The sequence below is a fragment of the Hydrotalea flava genome (genome assembly GCF_001623405.1).
Lineage (GTDB): Bacteria > Bacteroidota > Bacteroidia > Chitinophagales > Chitinophagaceae > Hydrotalea > Hydrotalea flava.
Window position 1 is genome coordinate 41,178 of the sequence record NZ_LUHG01000100.1, and the last position, 22,101, is coordinate 63,278.

A 22,101-nucleotide genomic window follows, 5' to 3' on the forward strand; every position below is an offset into this window, starting at 1 on the left:
ATTTTATGATTGTAACAAAAAAGACCTTTCTTTTTAAACCAATCAATTTGACCTTTTTCTGATTAAACTGCCGGTTAATGCAGCCATTCCAGCTACCAATCCGCCTATGAATGCAGTTAGCAATATAATTGCCATGGAAGAACCTTCCAATGGTAATATCTGGGCTACTTTTTGCGAAAGAATATGGTGATTGGCATTGTCCATCAACAATGCCATGATTCCCCACAATAAAAATAAAGCAATAAATCCCGACAAAAATGCTTTATATGGTTTTTGATGTATGGCCAATGCAACTGCCAATGCACAGATAGCAAAACTATACCAGGGGAATGCTGCATATAACCCAAATGAGTAACTTAAAAAAGCAGTGATGATAACAGATATTACAAACTTCATATTTTTAATTTTATAAATGTTTTTTTTTAGCAATTGAATAATGCAAAGTTTTCCTCCAACAGATGTTTTATCCATTTTTCACTTTCAAATGCCATTTCATATCAGCACTTGTTGCAGCCATACCTTTCGTTAAAAACAATAGCGGATAATATTTACCGACTGCCCATGTATCAATAAAATTATCATAATATTTACTGCCCGGATTACCACTTTGCCCGCCAGGATAAACTCCATAAGCTTCTGTTTTATCCGTTAATTGTACAATCATTCGCCAACTGGGCCCATGATTGGATGTGGTGGCATTAATAATGTTTGTTCCACCTCCTATTGGCACATGCAACCTGCTCAGTGCAGGAATTTTTAATAAATGACCAATGTAGGTGTCCTTATATTTTCCCCAGTTTAACTTACCCATTTTTTCTAAATTTTCTAATGCTGCACAGGCCTGTTTACATGCATTTTGTATAATGGTGCGCATATTTTCTTTCACATCTTTTGTTCTAATATCATCAGCAAACAGGTAATTCGTGTCTTTAATCATTGCCTCTACTAAGGTTGATTGCTCCGGCCACATGTACGGCAAGCCGGTACTGTTCAATTCATCAGCATAAATATCTACAAAAACACTATCCCAAAAACATTCAAAAATAGTAGGAGCTGTTGCATCATAATCACTCACCAAATTCCATTCTTTCAATTTATCCATATAACGCTTTTCTGTTGGGCTTAATGCGGTTTCATCTAAATATTTAAACAATGCGGGTCTGGCCATTTCGGCAAATACATTGTAATTATTGGTTTGCATTTTCATCATACCTTCCGGTGTAATATTATTCATACCTGCTAAAAACCGATTGATGATGAGCCCTCTGTAAATAGGGAAATTTCCAGATCTGCCTAAATAATATGGATAAGTTGTATCTACAGCCATTTGATTGGCGCTGCTTACAAAACCACGTGCCGGGTTATACATCAGCGGGTTTTCTTTATTGGGTATAATTCCCTGCCACATATAAGCGCTATCTGTACCCGGCATCACAAACTCGCCCTGGTGTTTCCACTTGGCTACAAAAGCTCCCTGCTGCTTAATGGCAATATCTCCATTTTTACAGGCAAATGCAAAATTTTGCCCTGGACATTCAAAATAATTAACGGCATTGCTGTAATCGGTATAGTTTTTAGCTCTGTTTAAATAATAAAAAGTAGCCAATTCATTACTACCATCATGCGCTTTCCAACGTACGGCATAGTAACGGCCATCTTTATTTTTACTCTGATAATTTTTATCATACATTACCGGTCCAAATACAGTCATAGCTAATGTTTCCAAGTCATCAGGGCCATCTTTAACTTTAATCACCTCTTTCCGTATTTCAGCTTTTTTCCATGCGTTATTAAACCAATATTCCTGCATGGTACTATCTTTAAACTGCATTTCATAAAAATCTTTCACATCTCTGCCTGCATTGGTTACACCCCAGGCACAACTGTCGTTAAACCCTATAACTACACAAGGAGCACCGGGAAATGTTGCACCGTATACATTTTGGGTTGGCGTGTTGATTTGTAATTCGTACCAAAGAGAAGGAAGATTTAAACCTAAATGCGGATCGTTACATAAAATAGGTCTTCCACTTTTTGTTTTGCTGCCACTCACCGCCCAGTTATTGCTGCCATTGTTTTTATTGGGAATAATAGGTGGAATGGCAGTAGTGTTTCCACCGGAAATGCCATAGTACACAGAATCTACATTCAACGGTATTTGGGGTACAATAGAAGGTTTTTCAAAAGTGGTACCAATGGGCAAAATAGGCTCTAAAGAATCGGCTCTGTCGGGAAATAATTTTTGAAACATATTGTATCCTAACAGGTTTTTGGTATTGGTCATTAATAAATCATCATCGCCCTGTCCGGTTAAATCGTACGACATAAATTTTAAAAACAGTGCCGAACGCAGATTGGTCCAAGGTTCAGGTGTAGCATTTAACAATTTAAATTCTAAAGGAATTTGATTGGGTTTTAATTGAGTGATATAAGCATTTACACCTGCCGTATAAGCATCCATGGCTGATTTTACTGCCGGTTCTGCTTCCATCACTTTTAACGAATTTTCAGCGGCATATACCATCCCTAATCTCCTGAAATATTTATCAATGGCCAGCCCGTCTTTTCCAATTAATTCACTTAATTTTCCTCCCGCCACATTGGTTTCAAATTCCATTTGAAACAAACGAAACTTCGCATGCAAATAGCCTTGCAAAAAATATGCATCTGCATCATTGTCGGCATAAATATGAGGTACTAAACGATTGTCAAAATAAACATCTGCTTTGCCTTTTAATCCACTTAAAACAATTTCTCCACCAAAATCAGTATTATCAGGTTCTGCATTTTGCCAAAATCCTTGTTGAGGAGATAAAAAATAACCCAGCCGCGGTGTTTTTGAATTACCAACCGGCAACTGAATATTGAGTACTACAATTAAAGCAATGGTGAGCAGCGCAGCTAAGCCCGTGTAAACATATTTCATAGACAAGTTTTATAAAAGTTCAGGGTATTGGCAGTGTTCAAACCCATTGTTTTCAGCAATACTTGTACAACAAAAAAATCACTGAAAACAATTTCAGGTTTTATTCAGCATTGAAAATAATAATTTTTTGCATACATTCATTTTTTTTATTTCAACAATTGTTGATTTTATGTGGAAGCGAGCAGGTGTAATAAATTTTGCAGTTCGTTTTTCGTATTGAAAGCATGCAAAATAATGCGCAGCCTTTCTGCATTTTTGGGCACTGTTGGATAAAGAATAGGCCGTACTGCAAACCCATTATTTTGTAAGGTTGTAGCTACCTGAATTACATTTTCATTGCCGGGTATTATCAAACCCTGAATAGGTGTATCTGAAATCAACTTTTGAAATGGAAGTTCTGCCTGTTGAAACTGTTGGATATGCTGCTGTAATATCTGCCGTTCAGTGTGCAATTCAGGAAATATTTGATAGGACTTGATTACAGCTTTAATGGCCAATGGCGGAGGTGCTGTTGTGTAAATAAAGGGTCTGGAAAAATTAACTAAATATGCTTTCAATCGTTCAGAACCCAATACTGCTGCACCCTGACAGCCCACCGCTTTTCCAAAAGTATGGATACGGGCAAAAATAGCTTCCTGTAATTGATGGTGTTGGGTAAGTCCTGCTCCATTTTTCCCAATTATTCCTGTGGCATGTGCTTCATCTACAATAAGGTGTGCACCATATTTTTGGGCAAGTAAAACCAAATCAGGCAACGGACACCTGTCTCCATCCATACTAAAAACCGTTTCGGTTACAATAAAAATATGACCCTTTGCCTGTTTTAACTTTTCTTCCAAATGCATCAGATCATTATGCCGGAATGAAAAACTTTGTGCAAAAGATAAACGAAGGCCTTCCCGTATAGAGGCGTGTGATAAAGCATCGTATACAATGGTATCGCCTTTTTGAGGTATGGCAGAAAGCAAACCTACATTGGCATCATAACCCGAATTGAAAATGAGCGCAGCAGGCGTTTGATGAAATGTTGCTAAGGTGCTTTCTGCCGCTTCAATCAATGCATAATTGCCCGACAATAATCTGGAACCTGTTGCACCTGCGGCATGAATATGCACATCTTCGGATGTAAGCAGCCGTTGTTGGGCTATTCCCAAATAATCGTTTGAAAAAAAATCTATTTTATTGTCCGATGGTTGTAAAGAGCGATAGGTTCTTTGCAATTTTCGGTCGTTCAATTTGTTGTCAAGAAATTCATCGTGGTACATGTTTCAAAACTACATAAATACAATTGTATTGTGCAGCCTGCAACTTAAACAGCAGCAATTGATATTTTTGCAGTGCTTAAGTGTTTTTATGAATTTATCTGCAGATGTAAAATCAATTTTAAACTTACCTTTAGCCACAGATCCACGCTGGGTAAATCTGGCAGCAATCAGCATCGGTGGTATTTTAACCGATCATGCTTATTGCGAGCAAAAAGCAGCCATCTCCTGTATTTCACTCATTCAGCATTATTCTTCAAAAAAAGAAATTGTATACCGTTTATCGCCCATAGTAACCGAAGAATGGGGACATTTCAGATTAGTTTTACAGGAATTAGAACGAAGAAATTTACCGTTAGGCAACCAACGGAAAGACGTTTATGTAAATCAATTATTAGCCTTTCAACAAAAAGGAGGCCATGAAGATGGCCGTTTATTAGACAAGCTGTTCACCATGGCATTGATTGAAGCCCGCAGTTGCGAACGCTTTAAAAGATTAAGTGAAGGCATGGAAGATGCAGGCCTGCGTAATTTTTACCGTCGTTTTATGGAAAGTGAGGCAGGTCATTATACACTGTTTTTAGATTTAGCCAAACAATATACCACACCCGAAAAAGTGGAAAAACGTTGGCAACAATGGCTTGAACATGAAATGCTCGTTATGCAAAGCACTGCATTAAGGGGCGACAGAATACATTAAAAAATGAGTGCCCATTGTTTTAATTTTTACTGCCCTGCTGAAAATATTGCAATGTTTCTGCTAAAGGAAGAAATGGGAACTCGTTTAGTAACGATTGTGTAAGGGCGGCATATTTTTTTAAAAACGCCAGATGCTGCACCGATGAAGGATTGAATGGTGTATGCCTACGTGCAATATTAATTTCATCAATCTTGTGTATCAACGCAATGGTATCTGCATCCATACATGCATTCATCAATTTAGCCCATACATATTCTGTTGCTGCATGGTTGGGGTGTACCAAATCTTCCGCATAAAACCGATAATCACGCAAATCATCTATTACAAGTTCATAGGCAGGAAAATAATACAATTTGGGCAGTTGTTCTGTTAAGTAATGCACTGCACTGATTAAAGCTGCTTTGCTGCGATTATTATTAACAGCACCTTCTCTTAAATGGCGTACCGGACTGATGGTGAAAATAATTTTGATATTTGGATTAAAAATGCCCAATCTATCCAGCATAGTACCCAACACGGTAATAATTTGTGTGGTATCCATTAATTTTTTTTGAAACCAACCGGCCGGTGCTTTATGATTATTGGCGGCAACGGTACCGGGTTTGCCATTGGCAGCCTGTTCCGTTAATGTGTACACCCACGCAGAACCTAATGTAATTATAAGATAATCGGCATGCTTTAAAAAGGTATGCGCTGTTTGAATAGATGTATTTATTTTTTGAACAGCATCTTCCGGAGTAATGCCGGAATATCGGCTATGAAACTGCCAGCTATGCCATGTTTCATTGAAACAAAACAAATCAGATGTTGTATAAATTTTGTGTTGAATAATGTTTAGAATGGCTTCCGCCACACTTACCGGATTAAACAGAATTCCATTTGGGTTTTGCAGCACTGAAAAGCCACTATTACTTAATTTTTCACCTATATTTTCAGTAAAACAAGAACCTATCAGCATTATTTTATGCCGATGATGAATGGGTTCATCTATTTTTTTAATATCGAATTCGGCGTGGAACTTCATGTTCAGATTTTTAATATGGAATAAAAACGCATCAAAGGCACATTAGCTGAATATTTCACCCGCTAATAATACACTATTTTCTAACGCATTTGCATTGAAATGAAACAACAATCCTTCCTTACTGAAGTAATCTATGATAGATAAGCTATCCATATTCCCGACCAGTTCATTTTGTGCCATGGGGCATCCGCCATACCCACGTAAAGCGCCATCAAAACGCACACAGCCTGCATGATAGGCAGCTGCTAATTTGGCGATACGATTATCGGGGCTTGCATGTAAATGTGCACCAAAAATAATGTGTGGATAAGCAGGAATTAATGCCTGAAATGCTTCGCTAATTTGTACAGGCGTTGCCAGTCCAACCGTATCGGCCAGTGAGATGATGGTAATGTCTTTTTGTATCATTGCATCGGCCCATTGCAGTAATATTTCACTGTTATATACATCACCATAGGGATTGCCGAAACCCATGCTTAAATACACCACCAACTGTTTGTTGTTTTTGATACACAGTTCCTGAATGGTGTCAATGGTTTGCACACTTTCTTCCTGTGTACTGTTGGTATTGCGCATTTGGAATGTTGGCGAAACCGAAAAAGGAAAACCCAGATAAGTAATTTCATCAAACAAAACCGCTGCTTCAGCACCTCTTACATTGGCTACAATGGCCAATAGTTTTGTAATGCTATTGTTGAAATGAAGCCCCTTCAATACCTGAACCGTATCTGCCATTTGTGGGATGGCTTTGGGTGAAACAAAGCTGCCAAAATCAATGGTATGAAAGCCAACCTGTAAAAGTTGGTTGATATAGTTAATTTTTTTTTCGGTAGGTATGGGATGTGGCCAGCCCTGCATTGCATCTCGCGGACATTCAATCAATTGTATGGTTTTAACAGCAGATGGCATGATAAACACATTCTAAAGTGAAAAAATAATGATTGTATATTATGAAAATTGTCGCTGTTTGAGTGCTTCATACAAAATAATACCTGTAGCTACTGAAACATTAAATGAATTAAAATGGCCGGCCATAGGTATTTTAAAAAAATAATCAGCAGCTTTTGCAAGATAAGCCTGCACTCCCTTTCCTTCTGCACCCATTATAACGCAGGTGGGTAAGGTAAAATTTAATTCAAATACATTTTTATTGGCACGCATTTCTGAAGTAAACACCTGAATACCATTTAAATGCAGTGTATCAACAGCTTTTAGCAAACTGTTTACTCTGCATACCTGTATCTGCTCTAATGCACCGGCACTGCTTTTTAAAGCTTCTTCATTGAGGGCGCCTACTCCTTTATCGGGTAGAATCAAAGCCTGCGCACCGCAACACAATGCACTTCTTGCTATGGCGCCAATATTTCTTACATCGGTAATACCATCTAACATTACAAATAAAGGCACCGTTCCCTGTTGCACCAAAAAGTCAATTACTTCCTGTAAATCCATATAGGGCACCAAAGCTGCAAAAGCAATTACGCCCTGATGATTGGCTTTGGATAAATAATTTAATTTTTCAACCGGAACCAGTTGAATGGGTATTTGATGTTGTTTGGATAGTTGCCGAATGTCAGCCACAGTTTCGCCGGATGCATTTTTTTGTAATAGTATTTTATCGATTGCCCTACCCTGTTCAATAGCTTCAATTAATGGTTGCCGCCCAATGATTAAGGTTGATGATGATTTACCCATGTTGCAAAATTATGCTTTCCATTTTCCCTGCATCCACAATAATTGCAGTTTCTGCAAAGCCAGTACCGATAATGCATCGGTAATGGTTCCATTTTCAACCATTTCAAATGCCTGTTGAAGCGCTACTTTTTTTACTGCCAGCTGTTCTGTTTCTTCGGGAGCAGATTTATATTTTGATAATCCGGTTGCTACAAAAAATTCACTCGCTTCATCGGTTACCGAATTGGAAAGAAATGCTGCTCCTAAATATTCCCATTTTTCTGCCTGTAACCCTGTTTCTTCCATCAATTCGCGCTTAGCAGCACTTAAAGCTGTTTCATTTTCAGGGCAACCACCTTCCGGAATTTCCCAACTATATTGCTGAATGGTGAACCTATATTGGCCTACCAGATATGTATGCAGCGTTTCATCTATTGGAATAACGCCAACAGCTTTATTTTTAAAATGTACTTTTCCATATATCCCCTCTTTACCGGATGGGTTGATTACCTTGTAATGATTGAGCCGTATCCAGGCATTTTGATATACTTCCTGTTCATCTAAAATTATCCACGGATTGACTTCCTTGTTTGCAGACATACAAATTATTTTGGTTAAAACTACTGCATTGAACAGAAAAAAGGCCATCTTTTCAGACAGCCCTTTTTTGTTCAATAAAAAATTAACTTACAGCTATTTAATGCCAAAAGCTTTTTTCACTTTTGGAACATAATCTAATTTTTCCCAGGTAAACAGTTCAACTTTCACTTTTTTTACTTTTCCATCGGGAGTTTTGAATTCTTTGGTTACAATTTCATTCTTACGCCCCATATGTCCGTATGCTGCCGTTTCACTATAAATTGGATTACGCAATTTTAAACGTTGTTCAATAAAATAAGGACGCATATCAAAAATTTCAGTAACAATTTTACTGATTTCAGCATCACTCATGTTTACTTTAGCTGTGCCGTATGTATTTACATAAATGGAGGTGGGCTGTGCAACACCAATGGCATAAGAAACCTGTACCAGAATTTCATCGGCAACACCAGCAGCTACTAAATTTTTTGCAATATGACGGGTAGCATAGGCGGCTGACCGGTCTACTTTAGAAGGATCTTTTCCGCTAAATGCACCGCCACCATGTGCGCCTTTACCGCCATAAGTATCTACAATAATTTTTCTTCCGGTTAAACCGGTATCGCCATGAGGGCCGCCAATTACAAATTTTCCGGTGGGATTAATATGGTATGTTACCTGGTTGTTGAATAATTTGGCATACTTCTTATACTTCGACTTTACTCTCGGGATTAATATTTCAATAATATCTTTCCTGATTTTAGCCTGCATTTTTTCTTCTGTATCAAAATCATCGTGTTGTGTAGAAACTACAATGGTATCAATTCTAACAGGTTTATTATTGTCATCATACTCTAATGTTACCTGACTTTTTGCATCGGGACGCAGGTATTTAATTTGTTTGTTTTCTCTACGCAAGGCGGCCAGCTCAATCAATATTTTTTGTGCCAAATCTAATGTAAGTGGCATGTAATCATCCGTTTCATTGGTAGCATACCCGAACATCATGCCCTGATCGCCGGCACCCTGTTCTTCTTTTTTCTTACGGTCAACACCCTGATTAATATCAGGTGATTGTTCGTGAATGGCAGATAAAACACCACAAGAGTGTGCTTCAAACATATATTCACTTTTGGTATATCCAATTTTGCGAATTACACCACGTGCAATTTCCTGAACATCTAAATAAGCTTTCGAACGAACTTCACCTGCCAATACTACCTGACCTGTAGTTACCAAAGTTTCGCAAGCTACTTTTGATTGTGGATCAAATGCAAGAAAATTATCGATTAATGCATCAGAAATCTGGTCGGCAACTTTATCAGGATGGCCTTCAGAAACACTTTCGGAGGTAAATAAATAAGACATGTATATTTGTTTTTATTGAAATGTAAGCAAAGATAATAGTATTGTTATAATGATAAATGGGTTGCTAAGACAACTGTATAATTTTTGATCAACGGTTATTTAGACAATTCCTGATAGAGTTCTATATACTCAGTTAAATCAGAATCCCATCCTTTAAAAGGAACAATGGTTTTGCCTTTCAGTTTTGTGATATCGCCCATTAATTTTTTCTCTAATTGATCATCACCAATTGTAACGGCATCTGCAAAATACGCACCACCTTTGAAAAGAGAAGTGTTGGTAGCGTCTTTAAAAAGTTCTAAATCTTTCTCTTTAATATTGGCATTAATCACTGCTTTCTTCACAAAATCGGCACCTAATTTTTCCTGAAATGTATTTTGCCCTACGGTAAAAACAACCTTGCTGTTACTAAACACAGCCTCACGTTTGTAGGCAGTTTTAATATAGGCAGGCACCAAACCGGTCATCCAGCCGCTGCAATGAATAATATCGGGAGGCCAGCCAAATTTTTTTACCGTTTCAAGTGCTCCTTTACAAAAAAAGATACTTCTTAAGCCATTATCATCAAACCAGTTTTCTTCATCATCATGAAAAATTTGTTTGCGTTTAAAGAAATCTTCATTTTCTAAAAAATAAACCTGTAAGCGGGCATTCGGTAAAGAAGCTACCTTAATTTGAAGCGGATAATCATCATCATCAATCGAAACATTAATTCCCGATAAACGCACTACTTCATGTAACCGATGCCTGCGTTCATTAATAACACCAAAACGGGGCATAATACAACGCACTTCTAAACCACTGTCATTGCTCTTTATTGCAAGTTTGTTTACAATTTCTGCAAACTCTGTCAACTCTAAATAAGGCGACATTTCGGTTGCAATAAATAAAATTCTTTTCTTTGACATCTACTAAGCCAATTTAAGTGAGGCGAAAAATAAGGGTGCAAAGTTAATTAAAATACACCAAATAGGTGATAAAAGCATATTTATAGAAAATAATATCGGCAAAATATGGTCATTTGTAAAAGTATTTTAGCACTGCAGGAGATGATTCAATCTCAGAAAAAGGCCAATGCCTCAATTGGGTTTGTGCCCACTATGGGGGCTTTGCATAAGGGCCATATTGCGCTGGTTGAAGCAGCCAAACAAGCCAACAATTTTACTGTTTGCAGCATTTTTGTAAACCCAACGCAATTCAATAATCCAGAAGATTTTGAAAAATACCCCATTTCAATTGAAGCCGATATTGCTTTATTAATAACCCACCAGTGTGATGTTTTGTTTTTGCCTTCGGTTTCAGAAATGTACCCCAATGGGGCAAGGCTGATTACCCCATACCCTTTAGGAACTTTAGAAACCATTTTAGAAGGTAAGTACCGTCCAGGCCATTTTCAGGGCGTTTGTCAAATAGTTGACCGGTTATTAACCATTATTCAGCCGCATCAACTGTACATGGGAAGTAAAGATTACCAACAATGCTTAGTAATCAATCATTTATTACAATTAAACCCGGCATTTTCGGAAATACAATTGCACCTGCAACCCACTATTCGTGAACAAAGCGGACTGGCCATGAGTTCCAGAAACAGACGCCTTTCGGCAGAAAATTTGATAAAAGCAGCTGCTCTGTACCAAAGCCTTGTATTTATTCAGTCCAATATACAACAATTTACAATAGCTGAATTAGTGAAACAGGCAACCCAAATGCTGTTGAAAGCTGGATTTGAAAAAGTTGATTACATTAGCATAGCAGATGCTGCTACACTTGTCCCAATATCAACCACGAAACCTGCCAACCGAACCATTGTACTGGCAGCCGCATATATACAAGGCGTTCGGTTAATTGACAATTTGATGATTAACTAAATAAAAGGAAACTTGTTATAATCCTATCATCTTTTACATTTGCGCCCATTATGCTGATAGAAATATTAAAATCAAAAGTTCACCGTGCGGTAATTACCGAGGCAAATTTGAATTACGTTGGCAGTTTAACCTTAGATGAAGATTTAATGGATGCTGCCAATATGATTGAAAATGAGAAAATACAGGTGGTGAACGTAAATAATGGTGAACGTTTAGAAACCTATTTAATTAAAGGGCAACGAGGTTCAGGCGTGGTTTGTTTAAACGGGCCGGCTGCCAGAAAAGCTGCTGTTGGAGATATTATTGTAATCATGTCATATGCACACATGGATTTTGACGCTGCCAAAACTTTTAAACCAATTGTAGTTTTTCCAAAACCGGGAAATAAATTATAATTAACACAGGCTTCTGTAAATTGCAGTAGAATTTTCCTGCATGAAAAGAAAACTGAAAGTATTTGTAAAATATCTTTTTTTCCTAGGGCTGGGTATATTTTTGGTTTGGTGGAGTCTTCATCAAATACCTGCTAATCAGTGGGGAGAGTTTACCGGCGCTTTAACCCATGCAAAATATATACTATTCATTCCGGTATTTTTCATACTTACATTAAGCCATATTCTCAGAGCGCTGCGCTGGAAAATATTGATGCAACCCATGGGCTATAAACCATCTGTCATCAATACTTATTTTGCTGTAATGATAGGTTATCTGGCAAATTTGGCCGTACCCCGACTGGGCGAAGTATTAAAGTGTACATTGCTGGCACGCTATGAAAAAGTACCCGCCGAAAAATTAGTTGGCACTATTGTAGCCGAAAGGGCGTTTGATGTACTATCGCTTGGAATTGTTTTCCTGCTGGCGCTGCTAACCCAATATGAAATTATAGGCGACTATGCCATCCAGTTATTCAAAGAAACCTTTCAATCAAAATCGGGAGGAATTTCGGTGCGGAAAATGGCCATTGCAATGGGTATTTTGCTGATTATCATTGTAATCATCAGGCATTGGTTTAACCGTTTTGCGCATTTAAAACTGGTAATTCAATTAAAAAAAATTATACGTGGCATTTGGGAAGGATTAAGCAGTATTAAAGATATTCAGCAAAAAGGCTTATTCATTTTTTATTCTTTTGGCATTTGGTTATTATACTTGTTGGGCACCTGGGTTGGTTTTTATGCTACCGTTGGTACCAACGGTTTAGGTATTCCTGTAGCTTTTTCTGCATTAGCTTTTGCAAGTATTGGTATGATTGTAACACCCGGCGGCATTGGAGCCTATGCTTATTTAATGGCAATGGTTTTAGAAAAAAACGGAATAGCTTTTGGAATTGGTTATGCCAATGGAACATTACAATGGTTTGCACAATTTATTATTATATTAATTTGGGGATTTGTTTGTTTGGGATTATTACCTTGGTATAATAAAAAAAGAATGGTGCCAACATCACAGGCTTCATAATAAATTGAATGAATTTTTATATAGAAAATGTATGCGGTACACACAAGCTATTCAACAAAAAATAATGCCTTTAGCAACCCTTAAAGCCATTAGAACAGGCTGGAAAATGCGCAATAAAACGGTTGCTTTTACCAATGGCTGTTTTGATATTTTACATGAAGGGCATATTGCCTCCCTATCGAAAGCTGCTGAAGAAGCAGATTTTTTGATAGTGGGTGTAAATAGTGATGCCAGTACCAAACGCTTAAAAGGTGCAGAGCGCCCAATTAACCATGAACATAGCCGTGCACTATTACTTGCCTCTTTATTAATGGTGGATGCTGTAGTTATTTTTGAGGAAGATACCCCGTTAGAATTAATTAAATCACTGGAACCGGATGTATTGGTAAAGGGTGGAGATTATACCATTGAAACGATTGTAGGTGCCAAAGAAGTTTTAGCCAATCGTGGTCGTGTAGTCATTAATCCGATAATTGAAGGTTTTTCTACCACTGGCATTCTTCAAAAAATAAGGCAACTTGGTTAGCCGAAAATACTTTCACCAAACTTCCTTATAACTCAACTCTGTATTGAATTACAGACGATTTTACCAACTATTTTTCAGTATTATACCTATAAAACCAAAGCCCCTTTCAGGGCTTTTGAGTTTATTGAAATGCTTCTTTTACTCTTTCAAAAAATGATTTATCATTTTTACCGGGCTGCGGTTTAAAATTGGGGCTATGGCTTAATTTTTCCATAATTTCCTTTTCTTCCGCCGAAACTGTTTGAGGTGTCCAGATATTGACATGAATCAATTGATCACCTTTAGCATAACCCTGTACTTCAGGAAAGCCTTTCCCTTTTAAACGAAATATTTTCCCGCTTTGCGTACCGGGCGGTATTTTAATTTTAGCTTTTCCATCGATAGTAGGTACTTCTACCTGTGTACCAAAAATGGCTTCCGGAATAGAAATATGCAAATCGAATGCTACATTTAACCCATCACGCTGTAAATCAGGATGGGCTTCTTCTTCAATCTGAATAAGTAAATCGCCAGGCATACCTCCTCGTTCTCCTGCATTGCCCTTTCCACTCATGCTCAATTGCATACCTTCCTGCACGCCGGCAGGTACATCAATTGAAATGGTTTCTTCGCCATATACCCTTCCCTCCCCCTTACAGGCAGTACACTTATTGGTGACAGTACTACCCTCACCATTACAGGTAGGGCAGGTGGTTACTGTTTGCATTTGTCCTAAAAAAGTATTGGTAACCTTCCGCACCTGTCCGGAGCCACCACAAGTACCGCAGGTTTGTATACTGTTTTTATCTTTTGCACCATTGCCTCCACAGGTAGAACAAACAATATATTTTTTTACTTTTACCTGTTTATTAACTCCTTTGGCAATTTCTTCAAAAGTTAGTTTAATTTTTATCCGAAGATTACTACCTCTTTGTCCGGTTGGTCTTCTGCCACTGTTACCGCGTCTGGAACCTCCGCCGCCAAAAAAACTGCCAAATACATCATCTCCAAATATATCGCCAAAATGGCTGAAGATATCTTCCATATTTTGGGCACCACCAAAACCACCGCTTCCCGGGCCAAAAGCCTGATGGCCATAACGGTCGTAGCGGGCACGTTTATCCGGATCACTTAACACTTCATAGGCTTCTGCTGCTTCTTTAAACTTTTCTTCCGCCGCTTTATCGCCAGGGTTTCTGTCCGGATGATATTGCATCGCTACTTTGCGGTACGACTTTTTAATTTCTTCAGCAGTAGCAGTTTTAGAAACACTTAGGATTTCGTAATAATCTCTTTTTGACATATAGAATTTTTCTTGTGATTGTGGTAGTAGACACTACATATTATTTTCCAACAATTACTTTCGCAAAACGTATCAGTTTATCATTCAAATAATAACCTTTTTGTACCTCATCTAATACTTTACCTTTTAAACTTTCATTCGGAGCAGGAATTTCGGTAATAGCCTCATGTTTTTCAATATCAAAATCAGTTTGCATGCTGTCCATTACTTTTAACCCCTTGTTTTGCAGCACATTTCTTAGTTTATTAAAAACTAATTGAATCCCTTCTTTTTGCAGGGCAATATCATCTGTGGTGTTCAATTGTTTCTCGGCCCTGTCACAATCATCCAATACATCCAATAAAGATACAATCACTTCTTTTCCGGCTGTTTGTTGCAATTCCAAACGTTCTTTCGCTGTTCTACGCTTAAAATTTTCGAATTCAGCCAATAAACGTAAATATTTATCCTTTTGTTCCTGTACTTCGGCTTCTAATTTTTCTATTTCCCCCTGTTCTGCCACGGGTTCTTTTAAATGTGCAGACCCGGCTGCATTTTCGTCAGTATTTAATGATAAATCACTCTCAGTAACGTGTTTTTGGTGTTTGTCTTTTCCTTGCATAGTTCATATTTGAAGTGATTGAAGAAAGGCAATTTTTTTGCCAATAAGCCTGAATCAGTAAAATTGGCAGGTGTTGCGCTTATTTTTGCAAAATGACAAAGGTTTTTTTAAACAAAAAAATGAATCCCCGAATTGCCGGTGGCCATCCATGGATATTTGGGAATGAATTACAACCGATTCCCGAAAACATTACACCAGGCGATTTGGTTGAAGTATACAACAATGATAAAAAATTGATTGGAATTGGCTATTACAATCCAAAATCGCAGATCACGGTTCGGCTGTTAACAAGAAAAAAGGAAAAAATAGATGAAGACTTTTTTTACAATAGAATAATGTTGGCCTGGCAATACCGACAAAAATTAGGCTATCGGGAAAATTGCCGGTTGGTTTTTGGCGAGGCCGATGGTTTGCCCGCTCTGATTATTGATAAGTTTAATGCTTATTTTGTTATTCAAACATTGGCATTGGGTATTGACCGATGGAAACCTGCCATTATAGCTGCTTTGGAACAAATATTTCATCCTAAAGGAATTTATGAACGCAATGACGTGCCTGTAAGGGAACTGGAGGGTTTACCACAACAAAAAGGGTTTTTATCGGCTGCATTTCCCACCAATATTCTATTGAATGAAAACGGGTTACAATTTTATGTGGATATAGAAAACGGACAAAAAACCGGTTATTTTTTAGACCAGCAACACAACCGGAATGCAATTGAACCCATTGTAAAAAATGCAAATGTTTTAGGCGCGTTTACTTATACCGGCACATTCGAAATTCATGCTGCACATTTTGGTGCCCAAAAAGTAAAAGGAATTGATATTAGCGAACAGGCAGTGCAGCAAGCCAATAAAAATGCGGCTTTAAACGGATTAGAAAACATTTGCCGGTTTGAAGTAGCCAATGCATTTGATGTGCTGAAACAATGGGCCAAAGAAGAACAGAAATATGATGTAGTGATGTTAGACCCGCCTGCATTTACCAAAAGCAGGAGCAATATTCAAAATGCATTAAACGGATACAAGGAAATTAATTTACGCGGCATGAAATTAGTAGAAAACGGCGGTTTTTTGGTTACCTCCAGTTGTAGCAATTTAATAACACCACAGCAATTCTTAACCACCATTGAAATGGCTGCAAAGGATGCAAGAAAAAGAATACGACAGGTTTTGTTTCAAACACAATCCAATGACCATCCAATCATTCGGGGATTAGACAATACGGAATACCTGAAATTTTTAATTGTAGAAGTTCAAGACCAATAGCGCAATATTATTTTACTACCTGAAAGCGCCCGGATTGAACAATGATGCCGTTTTGATTGCGTAACTGATACACATACATGCCGCGGTAATAATCATCCAGCGGAACAGTAATTTTGGTACCATCCACCAAATAATCATTCATTTTTTTGCCAATAAAGCTGAATATATATAAAGTATAATTTTTATAATTCAGATTGCCTTCAAATTCAAAATTGATGAATGAAGTAGCAGGATTGGGGTAGGCAGTTACCAATTTTGCCTGATCAAAATTATCAGGGAAAACAGGTTTTTCAGGATGTGCATTGCCTGCAAAACATGCAAAAAACAATAAAATTGTAATGTAAAGTTTCGTCATCAATCAACACTTAATTGCTTAGCCAAGTTACTGCATACCGGTGAATAAGAGAACCATTTTGGTAATTACTACAACAACTGTACAATTTTATGAAGCAGGTTTGTAGAAAAATTAAGGGATTGTTAACGAAACAATCCCTTTTTAAAATGGCTACATTTATGCTGTCAGTATAAGTTGAATGGCTTCAAAATTGGGTAAATCGCCGGCATTTTCTAAAACTTCTGCATATTGAATAGTGCCAATGGCATCAATTAAAAATGCAGCTCTTTTACTAACACCTTTCATCCATCCAATAAATGAGTCATATATTGCACCATAAGCCGTTGAAACTTCTTTATTGAAATCGCTCAACAATTGAAAATTTAGGCCTTCTGCTTCTTTAAATTTTGCTAAAGTAAAAGGAGAATCTACTGAAATGCCCAATACTACTGCATCTGAATTATTATAAACTGCCATACCATCTCTAACTGCACATAATTCTTTGGTACAAACACCGGTAAAAGCCATTGGAAAAAATAACAAGATTACTTTTTTGCCTTTCAATGAACTTAATGTTACCTGATTTCTATCCGTATCATAAAGCGTAAAATCAGGTGCCTGCATTCCTTTTTGTAATTGCATAAAATTTATATTTTTTAATGTTTAGAATGAACTGAAGTTATAACAAGAAAATTTTGAAATTGTTCCATAACATATAAATACTATGGCAATATGCATACTATTGTTGCATAGCTTGCATTGCAGTTAAACAACTTTGTAAACTCTGCCACCAGTTAGTCTGTTGCAGATGAAACACATGCAATATTTTTTTTATGTTCAATACACTATACATTGGCCGCTTTGCCGCAGTTGGATACGCAGATGATGGAATGGGATGTACAGTACAGGGCAATTGGGTTAATTGCTGTATAGCCTGTGCAAATTGAAACCATGAAATAGCACCTTCATTGGCATAATGATAAATGCCGGATGGGAAATAATTGAAAGATGCATTGCTTAATGGTTGCAAAATATCCAATACAGTTTTTGCAAGATCCGCAGCATAGGTTGGGCATCCATACTGATCGTTTACCACGTTAATTTCAATACGTTCTTTCATTAAACGCAACATAGTTTTTACAAAATTATTGCCATACCTGCTATAAACCCATGATGTTCGTATAATGATTGATTTTTCACAATTTTTAAGCGCCAGTTGTTCACCCATGTATTTTGAATAACCATAATAGTTAACAGGTTGCGTAACATCATCCGGCTCATAGGGTTTATTTTGTGTGCCATCGAAAACATAATCAGTTGAAAAACTAATGAAACCGGCATTCGTTTCAGCGCAGGCTTTGGCTAATGTATTCACAGCTTCTGCATTAATGGCATAGGCCTGCTGTTGTTCAGTTTCTGCTTTATCTACAGCTGTATAGGCGGCGCAGTTAATGCAAAACTGAGGTCTGTGTTGCTCAAAAAAATGGTAAACGACATCAGGATTGGTAATATCCAGTGTAGATTTATCTGTAAAAATAAACTGAAACCGCGCTTTATACTGAACAGCAAGCTGTTGCAGTTCACTGCCTAACTGACCATTTTTTCCGGTAACAAGTACAACTGGTAAATACATGAACGTAAATTAAAGTGACCAATATTTTCTGGAATAAATTTTATTTGAATAAATTCCTTTGATATCTACAATCAAGGCATGTGGTTGTGTAATAGAAGTAAAATACGCATCGGTTAATATTAAATATTCTTTATGCGGCACAGCCACAATAACCACATCATAATCTTTCTCAACCGATGTTGTTAATCCAAATCCATATTCCTGCATCAGGGCATTGTGACTGGCTCTGGGGTCTGTTACATGCACCTGTATATTCAATTGCTGTAATGCAAATACCACATCAGCAATTTTGGCATTTCTGATATCTGATACATTTTCTTTAAAAGTAGCACCCATCACCAACACCTTCGCACTTTTCACCACATCAACAGCTACAATTAAGTGTTGTATAATTTTATCGGCAACATATTTTCCCATTCCATCATTAATCATTCTTGCAGCAGTAATAATTCTGGAATTATAGCCTAATCTGGCTGCTTTATAAGTAAGGTAATAGGGATCAACGCCAATACAATGACCGCCCACTAGCCCCGGTGAAAATGGCATAAAATTCCATTTTGTGGCTGCAGCAGCCAGTACGGCTTTGGTATCTAACTGCATTTTATCAAAAATCATCGACAATTCATTCATCAATCCAATATTCAAATCGCGTTGGGTATTCTCTATTATTTTGGCGGCTTCTGCGGTTTGAATATTCGGTGCAATATGAATACCTGCCTGCACTACTTCTCCATATAATGCAGCAACTTTTGAAGTGGCGTATTCATTACACCCTGCTACTACTTTTATCACTTGCTCCAGTGTATGTTGCGCATCACCTGGATTAATTCGTTCGGGAGAGTATCCATAAAAAAAATCAGTACCCGCTTTTAAGCCACTTACCTGTTCAATCAAAGGAATACAATCTTCCTCGGTACAACCGGGATAAACGGTGGATTCGAAAATAACAATATTACCGGGAGTAATAACGGTTCCCACACTTTTACAGGCATTGAGCAATGCTGTTAAATTAGGAATCCGTTCTCCATTTACAGGAGTAGGTACCGCAACAATATAATAATCAGCACCGGCAATATCTTTTAGCTGATCTGTAAATTGAATATCAATATCATTGAAAGCATCTGCATCAAATTCCTGATTTGGATCAATCTTATTTTGTAGCAATTGAATTTTATCAGGATTAATATCAAAACCTATTACTCCTCTTTTTTGGGCAAATGCCAATGCAAGAGAAAGCCCCACATAGCCTAAGCCAATAATAGCTACTTTCTCTTTTTGTTGCATAATTTTTTTGTTGAATACAATTTAATGCTGCACAAATTCTTTTGGCTGCTTAAATAATTCTTCCTGTGGTAAAGATTTAAAATAATTGTAAGTGCGCTTCAAGCCTTCTGCCCTGTCAATAGTGGGTTGCCATCCTAAAATTTCTTTTGCTTTTGTAATATCGGGTTGCCTTTGCTTTGGATCATCTACAGGTAAGGGTTTGTACACTATTTTTACAGCGGCGCCGGTTAATTTCAATACTTCTTCTGCAAAATCTTTTAAACTGATTTCATTGGGATTGCCAATGTTTACCGGATAAGGATAATCACTTAACAACAATCTGTAAATTCCTTCAATTAAATCATCTACATAACAAAAAGAGCGAGTCTGGCTTCCATCACCAAATACGGTTAAATCTTCCCCACGCAAAGCCTGACCAATGAAAGCGGGTAATGCCCGGCCATCATTTAAACGCATACGAGGGCCATACGTATTGAAAATACGAACAATACGGGTTTCTAATCCATGATAGGTATGGTATGCCATGGTAATGGCTTCCTGAAATCTTTTGGCTTCATCATATACACCACGAGGACCGATTGGATTCACATTTCCCCAGTACGATTCATTTTGAGGGTGCACCAATGGGTCGCCGTATACTTCTGAAGTAGAAGCAATGAGCATTCTTGCTTTCTTTTCCTTTGCTAAGCCTAAACAATTATGCGTACCCAACGAGCCGACTTTTAAAGTTTGAATGGGTATTTTCAAATAATCGATGGGGCTAGCCGGAGAGGCAAAGTGAAGAATATAATCCAGCTTACCGGGTACATGTATAAATTTAGATACATCGTGATGATAAAATTCAAATTCGGGCAGTTTAAACAGGTGCTCAATATTGCGCAGATCACCTGTAATCAGGTTATCCATACCAATAACATCATAGCTTTCTTTTATAAATCTGTCGCATAAATGCGAGCCTAAAAATCCGGCTGCTCCGGTAATGAGAATGCGTTTTTTTTCCATGTAATTGTTTTTATGGACGGCCAATACTTTCGTAATAAAAACCTTTATCCTGCATGGTTTTTACTTCAAATAAATTTCTGCCATCAAATATAGTTTTCTGATTCATTCTTTTTACCATTTCGTCAAAATCGGGTGTTCTGAATTCATTCCACTCAGTAGCAATAATTAATGCATCTGCATTTTGCAGGGCTTCATACTGATCTTTTGCATAGTGAATACGATCGCCAATTTGCTGTTGCACATTGTGCATTGCTTCCGGATCAAAAGCTGTAATGGTAGCACCTTCGGCTAATAATGCCTGAATGATATACAAAGCAGGTGCTTCACGAATATCATCTGTATTCGGTTTAAAAGCTAAACCCCACAATGCAAAATGCTTACCTGTCAGTTTGCCTGAAAAATAATTTTTTATTTTAGGAAGTAGGTGCAATTTTTGGTTTTCATTTACTGTTTCAACTGCTTTTAAAATTTTAAAATCGTATTGCACTTGTTCGGCAGATTTAATTAAGGCCTGCACATCTTTTGGAAAGCAACTGCCACCATAACCAATACCGGGGAATAAAAATCTTTTTCCAATCCGTTCGTCGCTACCTATGCCTCTGCGCACCATATCCACATCTGCTCCTAACTTTTCGCAGAGTTGTGCAATTTCATTCATGAATGATATTTTGGTTGCCAAAAACGAATTAGCAGCATATTTTGTAAGCTCAGCACTTTTTTCATCCATGAATATAACGGGGTTACCTTGCCGTACATACGGCGCATACAATTCACCCATTATTTTTCTGGCTCTTTCCGAGTTGGTGCCAATTACAACTCTGTCGGGCTTCATAAAATCATCTACTGCAACACCTTCCCTTAAAAATTCAGGATTACTTACCACATCAAATTCGCCTTTATAGTTGGCGGCAATTGCAGCTTTTACTTTTTCGGCGGTACCAACGGGTACAGTACTTTTATCTACAATTACTTTATAACCGGTCATTATTTTTCCTAACTGATCTGCAACTCCTAAAATATATTTTAAATCTGCCGACCCGTCTTCACCCGGTGGTGTGGGCAATGCCAGAAAAATAATTTGTGCATCTTTTATGCCATCGGCAAGTTGGGTAGTAAAATCTAAACGTTTTTCATTTAAGTTTCTGATGAATATTTTTTCTAAACCCGGCTCATAAATGGTAATAGTGCCGGAAGATAATTTTTGTACCTTTTGGGTATCAATATCAATACAGGTAACATGATTACCGGTTTCAGCAAAACAGGTTCCGGAAACCAATCCAACATATCCGGTACCAACAACTGCTATCTTCAT

23 protein-coding genes are annotated in these 22,101 nt (G+C 37.6%); 6 read left to right on the plus strand and 17 right to left on the minus strand.

Features of this window, described 5'->3' with window-relative positions; all coding sequences use genetic code 11:
- Positions 1–42: 42 nt before the first annotated feature.
- The 3 genes from A0F92_RS12265 to A0F92_RS12275 all read right to left on the minus strand — a co-directional run bounded on the left by A0F92_RS12265 (position 43) and on the right by A0F92_RS12275 (position 4,191).
- Positions 43–396 carry a hypothetical protein gene (locus A0F92_RS12265; protein ID WP_068247083.1) on the minus strand — a complete coding sequence of 118 codons (354 nt, stop codon included), beginning with the start codon at positions 394–396 and terminating at the stop codon, positions 43–45.
- Positions 397–463: 67 nt separating this feature from the next.
- Positions 464–2,926 carry a penicillin acylase family protein gene (locus tag A0F92_RS12270; RefSeq protein WP_068246511.1) on the minus strand — a complete coding sequence of 821 codons (2,463 nt, stop codon included), beginning with the start codon at positions 2,924–2,926 and terminating at the stop codon, positions 464–466.
- Between the two features lie 167 nt (positions 2,927–3,093).
- The gene (locus A0F92_RS12275) at positions 3,094–4,191 is read right to left on the minus strand and encodes an aminotransferase class I/II-fold pyridoxal phosphate-dependent enzyme (protein ID WP_068246514.1); all 1,098 of its coding nucleotides are present in this window, start codon (positions 4,189–4,191) and stop codon (positions 3,094–3,096) included.
- Between the two features lie 88 nt (positions 4,192–4,279).
- On the opposite strand from A0F92_RS12275, the gene miaE reads away from it, so the two are divergent.
- Positions 4,280–4,888 (plus strand): tRNA-(ms[2]io[6]A)-hydroxylase, encoded by a 609-nt coding sequence (gene miaE, locus A0F92_RS12280; RefSeq protein WP_068247087.1) that lies wholly within the window; start codon positions 4,280–4,282, stop codon positions 4,886–4,888.
- A 19-nt stretch (positions 4,889–4,907) separates the two neighbouring features.
- Here the strand turns inward: miaE and A0F92_RS12285 are convergent, their stop codons facing one another.
- The 6 genes from A0F92_RS12285 to A0F92_RS12310 all read right to left on the minus strand — a co-directional run bounded on the left by A0F92_RS12285 (position 4,908) and on the right by A0F92_RS12310 (position 10,441).
- On the minus strand, positions 4,908–5,912 hold the full coding sequence (locus A0F92_RS12285; protein WP_068246517.1) for a GSCFA domain-containing protein: 1,005 nt from the start codon (positions 5,910–5,912) through the stop codon (positions 4,908–4,910).
- A gap of 42 nt (positions 5,913–5,954) precedes the next feature.
- Positions 5,955–6,821 carry a beta/alpha barrel domain-containing protein gene (locus tag A0F92_RS12290; RefSeq protein ID WP_068246520.1) on the minus strand — a complete coding sequence of 289 codons (867 nt, stop codon included), beginning with the start codon at positions 6,819–6,821 and terminating at the stop codon, positions 5,955–5,957.
- A 39-nt stretch (positions 6,822–6,860) separates the two neighbouring features.
- On the minus strand, positions 6,861–7,607 hold the full coding sequence (gene rlmB / locus A0F92_RS12295) for a 23S rRNA (guanosine(2251)-2'-O)-methyltransferase RlmB (protein ID WP_068246531.1): 747 nt from the start codon (positions 7,605–7,607) through the stop codon (positions 6,861–6,863).
- 9 nt (positions 7,608–7,616) lie between these two features.
- Positions 7,617–8,186: an NUDIX domain-containing protein gene (locus A0F92_RS12300; protein ID WP_068247090.1), complete on the minus strand. Its 570-nt coding sequence runs from the start codon at positions 8,184–8,186 to the stop codon at positions 7,617–7,619.
- 93 nt (positions 8,187–8,279) lie between these two features.
- Positions 8,280–9,533 carry a methionine adenosyltransferase gene (gene metK / locus A0F92_RS12305; RefSeq protein WP_068246534.1) on the minus strand — a complete coding sequence of 418 codons (1,254 nt, stop codon included), beginning with the start codon at positions 9,531–9,533 and terminating at the stop codon, positions 8,280–8,282.
- A 95-nt stretch (positions 9,534–9,628) separates the two neighbouring features.
- The gene (locus A0F92_RS12310) at positions 9,629–10,441 is read right to left on the minus strand and encodes a glycogen/starch synthase (RefSeq protein WP_068246541.1); all 813 of its coding nucleotides are present in this window, start codon (positions 10,439–10,441) and stop codon (positions 9,629–9,631) included.
- A 105-nt stretch (positions 10,442–10,546) separates the two neighbouring features.
- Between A0F92_RS12310 and panC the strand changes: the two genes are divergently transcribed.
- The 4 genes from panC to rfaE2 are packed head-to-tail and all read left to right on the plus strand — an operon-like array spanning position 10,547 to position 13,385.
- Entirely contained in the window at positions 10,547–11,401 is an 855-nt protein-coding gene (gene panC / locus A0F92_RS12315; protein WP_068246543.1) for a pantoate--beta-alanine ligase, read from the plus strand.
- 50 nt (positions 11,402–11,451) lie between these two features.
- Positions 11,452–11,796 carry an aspartate 1-decarboxylase gene (gene panD / locus A0F92_RS12320; RefSeq protein WP_068246547.1) on the plus strand — a complete coding sequence of 115 codons (345 nt, stop codon included), beginning with the start codon at positions 11,452–11,454 and terminating at the stop codon, positions 11,794–11,796.
- A gap of 40 nt (positions 11,797–11,836) precedes the next feature.
- The gene (locus A0F92_RS12325; protein ID WP_068246550.1) at positions 11,837–12,859 is read left to right on the plus strand and encodes a lysylphosphatidylglycerol synthase transmembrane domain-containing protein; all 1,023 of its coding nucleotides are present in this window, start codon (positions 11,837–11,839) and stop codon (positions 12,857–12,859) included.
- Between the two features lie 31 nt (positions 12,860–12,890).
- Entirely contained in the window at positions 12,891–13,385 is a 495-nt protein-coding gene (rfaE2, locus tag A0F92_RS12330) for a D-glycero-beta-D-manno-heptose 1-phosphate adenylyltransferase (protein ID WP_068246553.1), read from the plus strand.
- Positions 13,386–13,506: 121 nt separating this feature from the next.
- Here rfaE2 and dnaJ read toward each other — a convergent pair whose 3' ends face one another.
- Together dnaJ and A0F92_RS12340 are read right to left on the minus strand one after the other, a co-directional pair.
- Positions 13,507–14,667, minus strand: a complete 1,161-nt coding sequence (dnaJ, locus tag A0F92_RS12335; RefSeq protein WP_068246555.1) for a molecular chaperone DnaJ — start codon at positions 14,665–14,667, stop codon at positions 13,507–13,509.
- Between the two features lie 40 nt (positions 14,668–14,707).
- Positions 14,708–15,268 carry a nucleotide exchange factor GrpE gene (locus A0F92_RS12340; RefSeq protein ID WP_068246557.1) on the minus strand — a complete coding sequence of 187 codons (561 nt, stop codon included), beginning with the start codon at positions 15,266–15,268 and terminating at the stop codon, positions 14,708–14,710.
- A 92-nt stretch (positions 15,269–15,360) separates the two neighbouring features.
- On the opposite strand from A0F92_RS12340, the gene A0F92_RS12345 reads away from it, so the two are divergent.
- On the plus strand, positions 15,361–16,536 hold the full coding sequence (locus A0F92_RS12345; RefSeq protein ID WP_068246560.1) for a class I SAM-dependent rRNA methyltransferase: 1,176 nt from the start codon (positions 15,361–15,363) through the stop codon (positions 16,534–16,536).
- A 7-nt stretch (positions 16,537–16,543) separates the two neighbouring features.
- On the opposite strand, the gene A0F92_RS12350 is transcribed toward A0F92_RS12345, so the two are convergent.
- The 6 genes from A0F92_RS12350 to A0F92_RS12375 form a co-directional block, all read right to left on the minus strand.
- Positions 16,544–16,891 carry a T9SS type A sorting domain-containing protein gene (locus A0F92_RS12350; protein WP_068246567.1) on the minus strand — a complete coding sequence of 116 codons (348 nt, stop codon included), beginning with the start codon at positions 16,889–16,891 and terminating at the stop codon, positions 16,544–16,546.
- Positions 16,892–17,047: 156 nt separating this feature from the next.
- Positions 17,048–17,512 carry a redoxin domain-containing protein gene (locus A0F92_RS12355; RefSeq protein WP_068246575.1) on the minus strand — a complete coding sequence of 155 codons (465 nt, stop codon included), beginning with the start codon at positions 17,510–17,512 and terminating at the stop codon, positions 17,048–17,050.
- Between the two features lie 97 nt (positions 17,513–17,609).
- Entirely contained in the window at positions 17,610–18,503 is an 894-nt protein-coding gene (gene rfbD, locus A0F92_RS12360; protein WP_068246578.1) for a dTDP-4-dehydrorhamnose reductase, read from the minus strand.
- Between the two features lie 9 nt (positions 18,504–18,512).
- Positions 18,513–19,787, minus strand: coding sequence for a nucleotide sugar dehydrogenase (locus A0F92_RS12365; RefSeq protein WP_068246581.1), 1,275 nt, complete (start codon positions 19,785–19,787; stop codon positions 18,513–18,515).
- 21 nt (positions 19,788–19,808) lie between these two features.
- Entirely contained in the window at positions 19,809–20,789 is a 981-nt protein-coding gene (locus A0F92_RS12370) for a UDP-glucuronic acid decarboxylase family protein (protein WP_068246584.1), read from the minus strand.
- Positions 20,790–20,799: 10 nt separating this feature from the next.
- Complete coding sequence (locus tag A0F92_RS12375) at positions 20,800–22,101, minus strand: UDP-glucose dehydrogenase family protein (protein ID WP_068246588.1); 1,302 nt, start codon at positions 22,099–22,101, stop codon at positions 20,800–20,802.

Bases quoted from the DNA above. Each gene is read 5' to 3' on its own strand.
- A0F92_RS12265 (WP_068247083.1), bottom strand. From the start codon at position 396: ATGAAGTTTGTAATATCTGTTATCATCACTGCTTTTTTAAGTTACTCA.
- A0F92_RS12270 (WP_068246511.1), bottom strand. From the start codon at position 2,926: ATGAAATATGTTTACACGGGCTTAGCTGCGCTGCTCACCATTGCTTTA.
- A0F92_RS12275 (WP_068246514.1), bottom strand. From the start codon at position 4,191: ATGTACCACGATGAATTTCTTGACAACAAATTGAACGACCGAAAATTG.
- miaE (WP_068247087.1), top strand. From the start codon at position 4,280: ATGAATTTATCTGCAGATGTAAAATCAATTTTAAACTTACCTTTAGCC.
- A0F92_RS12285 (WP_068246517.1), bottom strand. From the start codon at position 5,912: ATGAAGTTCCACGCCGAATTCGATATTAAAAAAATAGATGAACCCATT.
- A0F92_RS12290 (WP_068246520.1), bottom strand. From the start codon at position 6,821: ATGCCATCTGCTGTTAAAACCATACAATTGATTGAATGTCCGCGAGAT.
- rlmB (WP_068246531.1), bottom strand. From the start codon at position 7,607: ATGGGTAAATCATCATCAACCTTAATCATTGGGCGGCAACCATTAATT.
- A0F92_RS12300 (WP_068247090.1), bottom strand. From the start codon at position 8,186: ATGTCTGCAAACAAGGAAGTCAATCCGTGGATAATTTTAGATGAACAG.
- metK (WP_068246534.1), bottom strand. From the start codon at position 9,533: ATGTCTTATTTATTTACCTCCGAAAGTGTTTCTGAAGGCCATCCTGAT.
- A0F92_RS12310 (WP_068246541.1), bottom strand. From the start codon at position 10,441: ATGTCAAAGAAAAGAATTTTATTTATTGCAACCGAAATGTCGCCTTAT.
- panC (WP_068246543.1), top strand. From the start codon at position 10,547: ATGGTCATTTGTAAAAGTATTTTAGCACTGCAGGAGATGATTCAATCT.
- panD (WP_068246547.1), top strand. From the start codon at position 11,452: ATGCTGATAGAAATATTAAAATCAAAAGTTCACCGTGCGGTAATTACC.
- A0F92_RS12325 (WP_068246550.1), top strand. From the start codon at position 11,837: ATGAAAAGAAAACTGAAAGTATTTGTAAAATATCTTTTTTTCCTAGGG.
- rfaE2 (WP_068246553.1), top strand. From the start codon at position 12,891: ATGCGGTACACACAAGCTATTCAACAAAAAATAATGCCTTTAGCAACC.
- dnaJ (WP_068246555.1), bottom strand. From the start codon at position 14,667: ATGTCAAAAAGAGATTATTACGAAATCCTAAGTGTTTCTAAAACTGCT.
- A0F92_RS12340 (WP_068246557.1), bottom strand. From the start codon at position 15,268: ATGCAAGGAAAAGACAAACACCAAAAACACGTTACTGAGAGTGATTTA.
- A0F92_RS12345 (WP_068246560.1), top strand. From the start codon at position 15,361: ATGACAAAGGTTTTTTTAAACAAAAAAATGAATCCCCGAATTGCCGGT.
- A0F92_RS12350 (WP_068246567.1), bottom strand. From the start codon at position 16,891: ATGACGAAACTTTACATTACAATTTTATTGTTTTTTGCATGTTTTGCA.
- A0F92_RS12355 (WP_068246575.1), bottom strand. From the start codon at position 17,512: ATGCAATTACAAAAAGGAATGCAGGCACCTGATTTTACGCTTTATGAT.
- rfbD (WP_068246578.1), bottom strand. From the start codon at position 18,503: ATGTATTTACCAGTTGTACTTGTTACCGGAAAAAATGGTCAGTTAGGC.
- A0F92_RS12365 (WP_068246581.1), bottom strand. From the start codon at position 19,787: ATGCAACAAAAAGAGAAAGTAGCTATTATTGGCTTAGGCTATGTGGGG.
- A0F92_RS12370 (WP_068246584.1), bottom strand. From the start codon at position 20,789: ATGGAAAAAAAACGCATTCTCATTACCGGAGCAGCCGGATTTTTAGGC.
- A0F92_RS12375 (WP_068246588.1), bottom strand. From the start codon at position 22,101: ATGAAGATAGCAGTTGTTGGTACCGGATATGTTGGATTGGTTTCCGGA.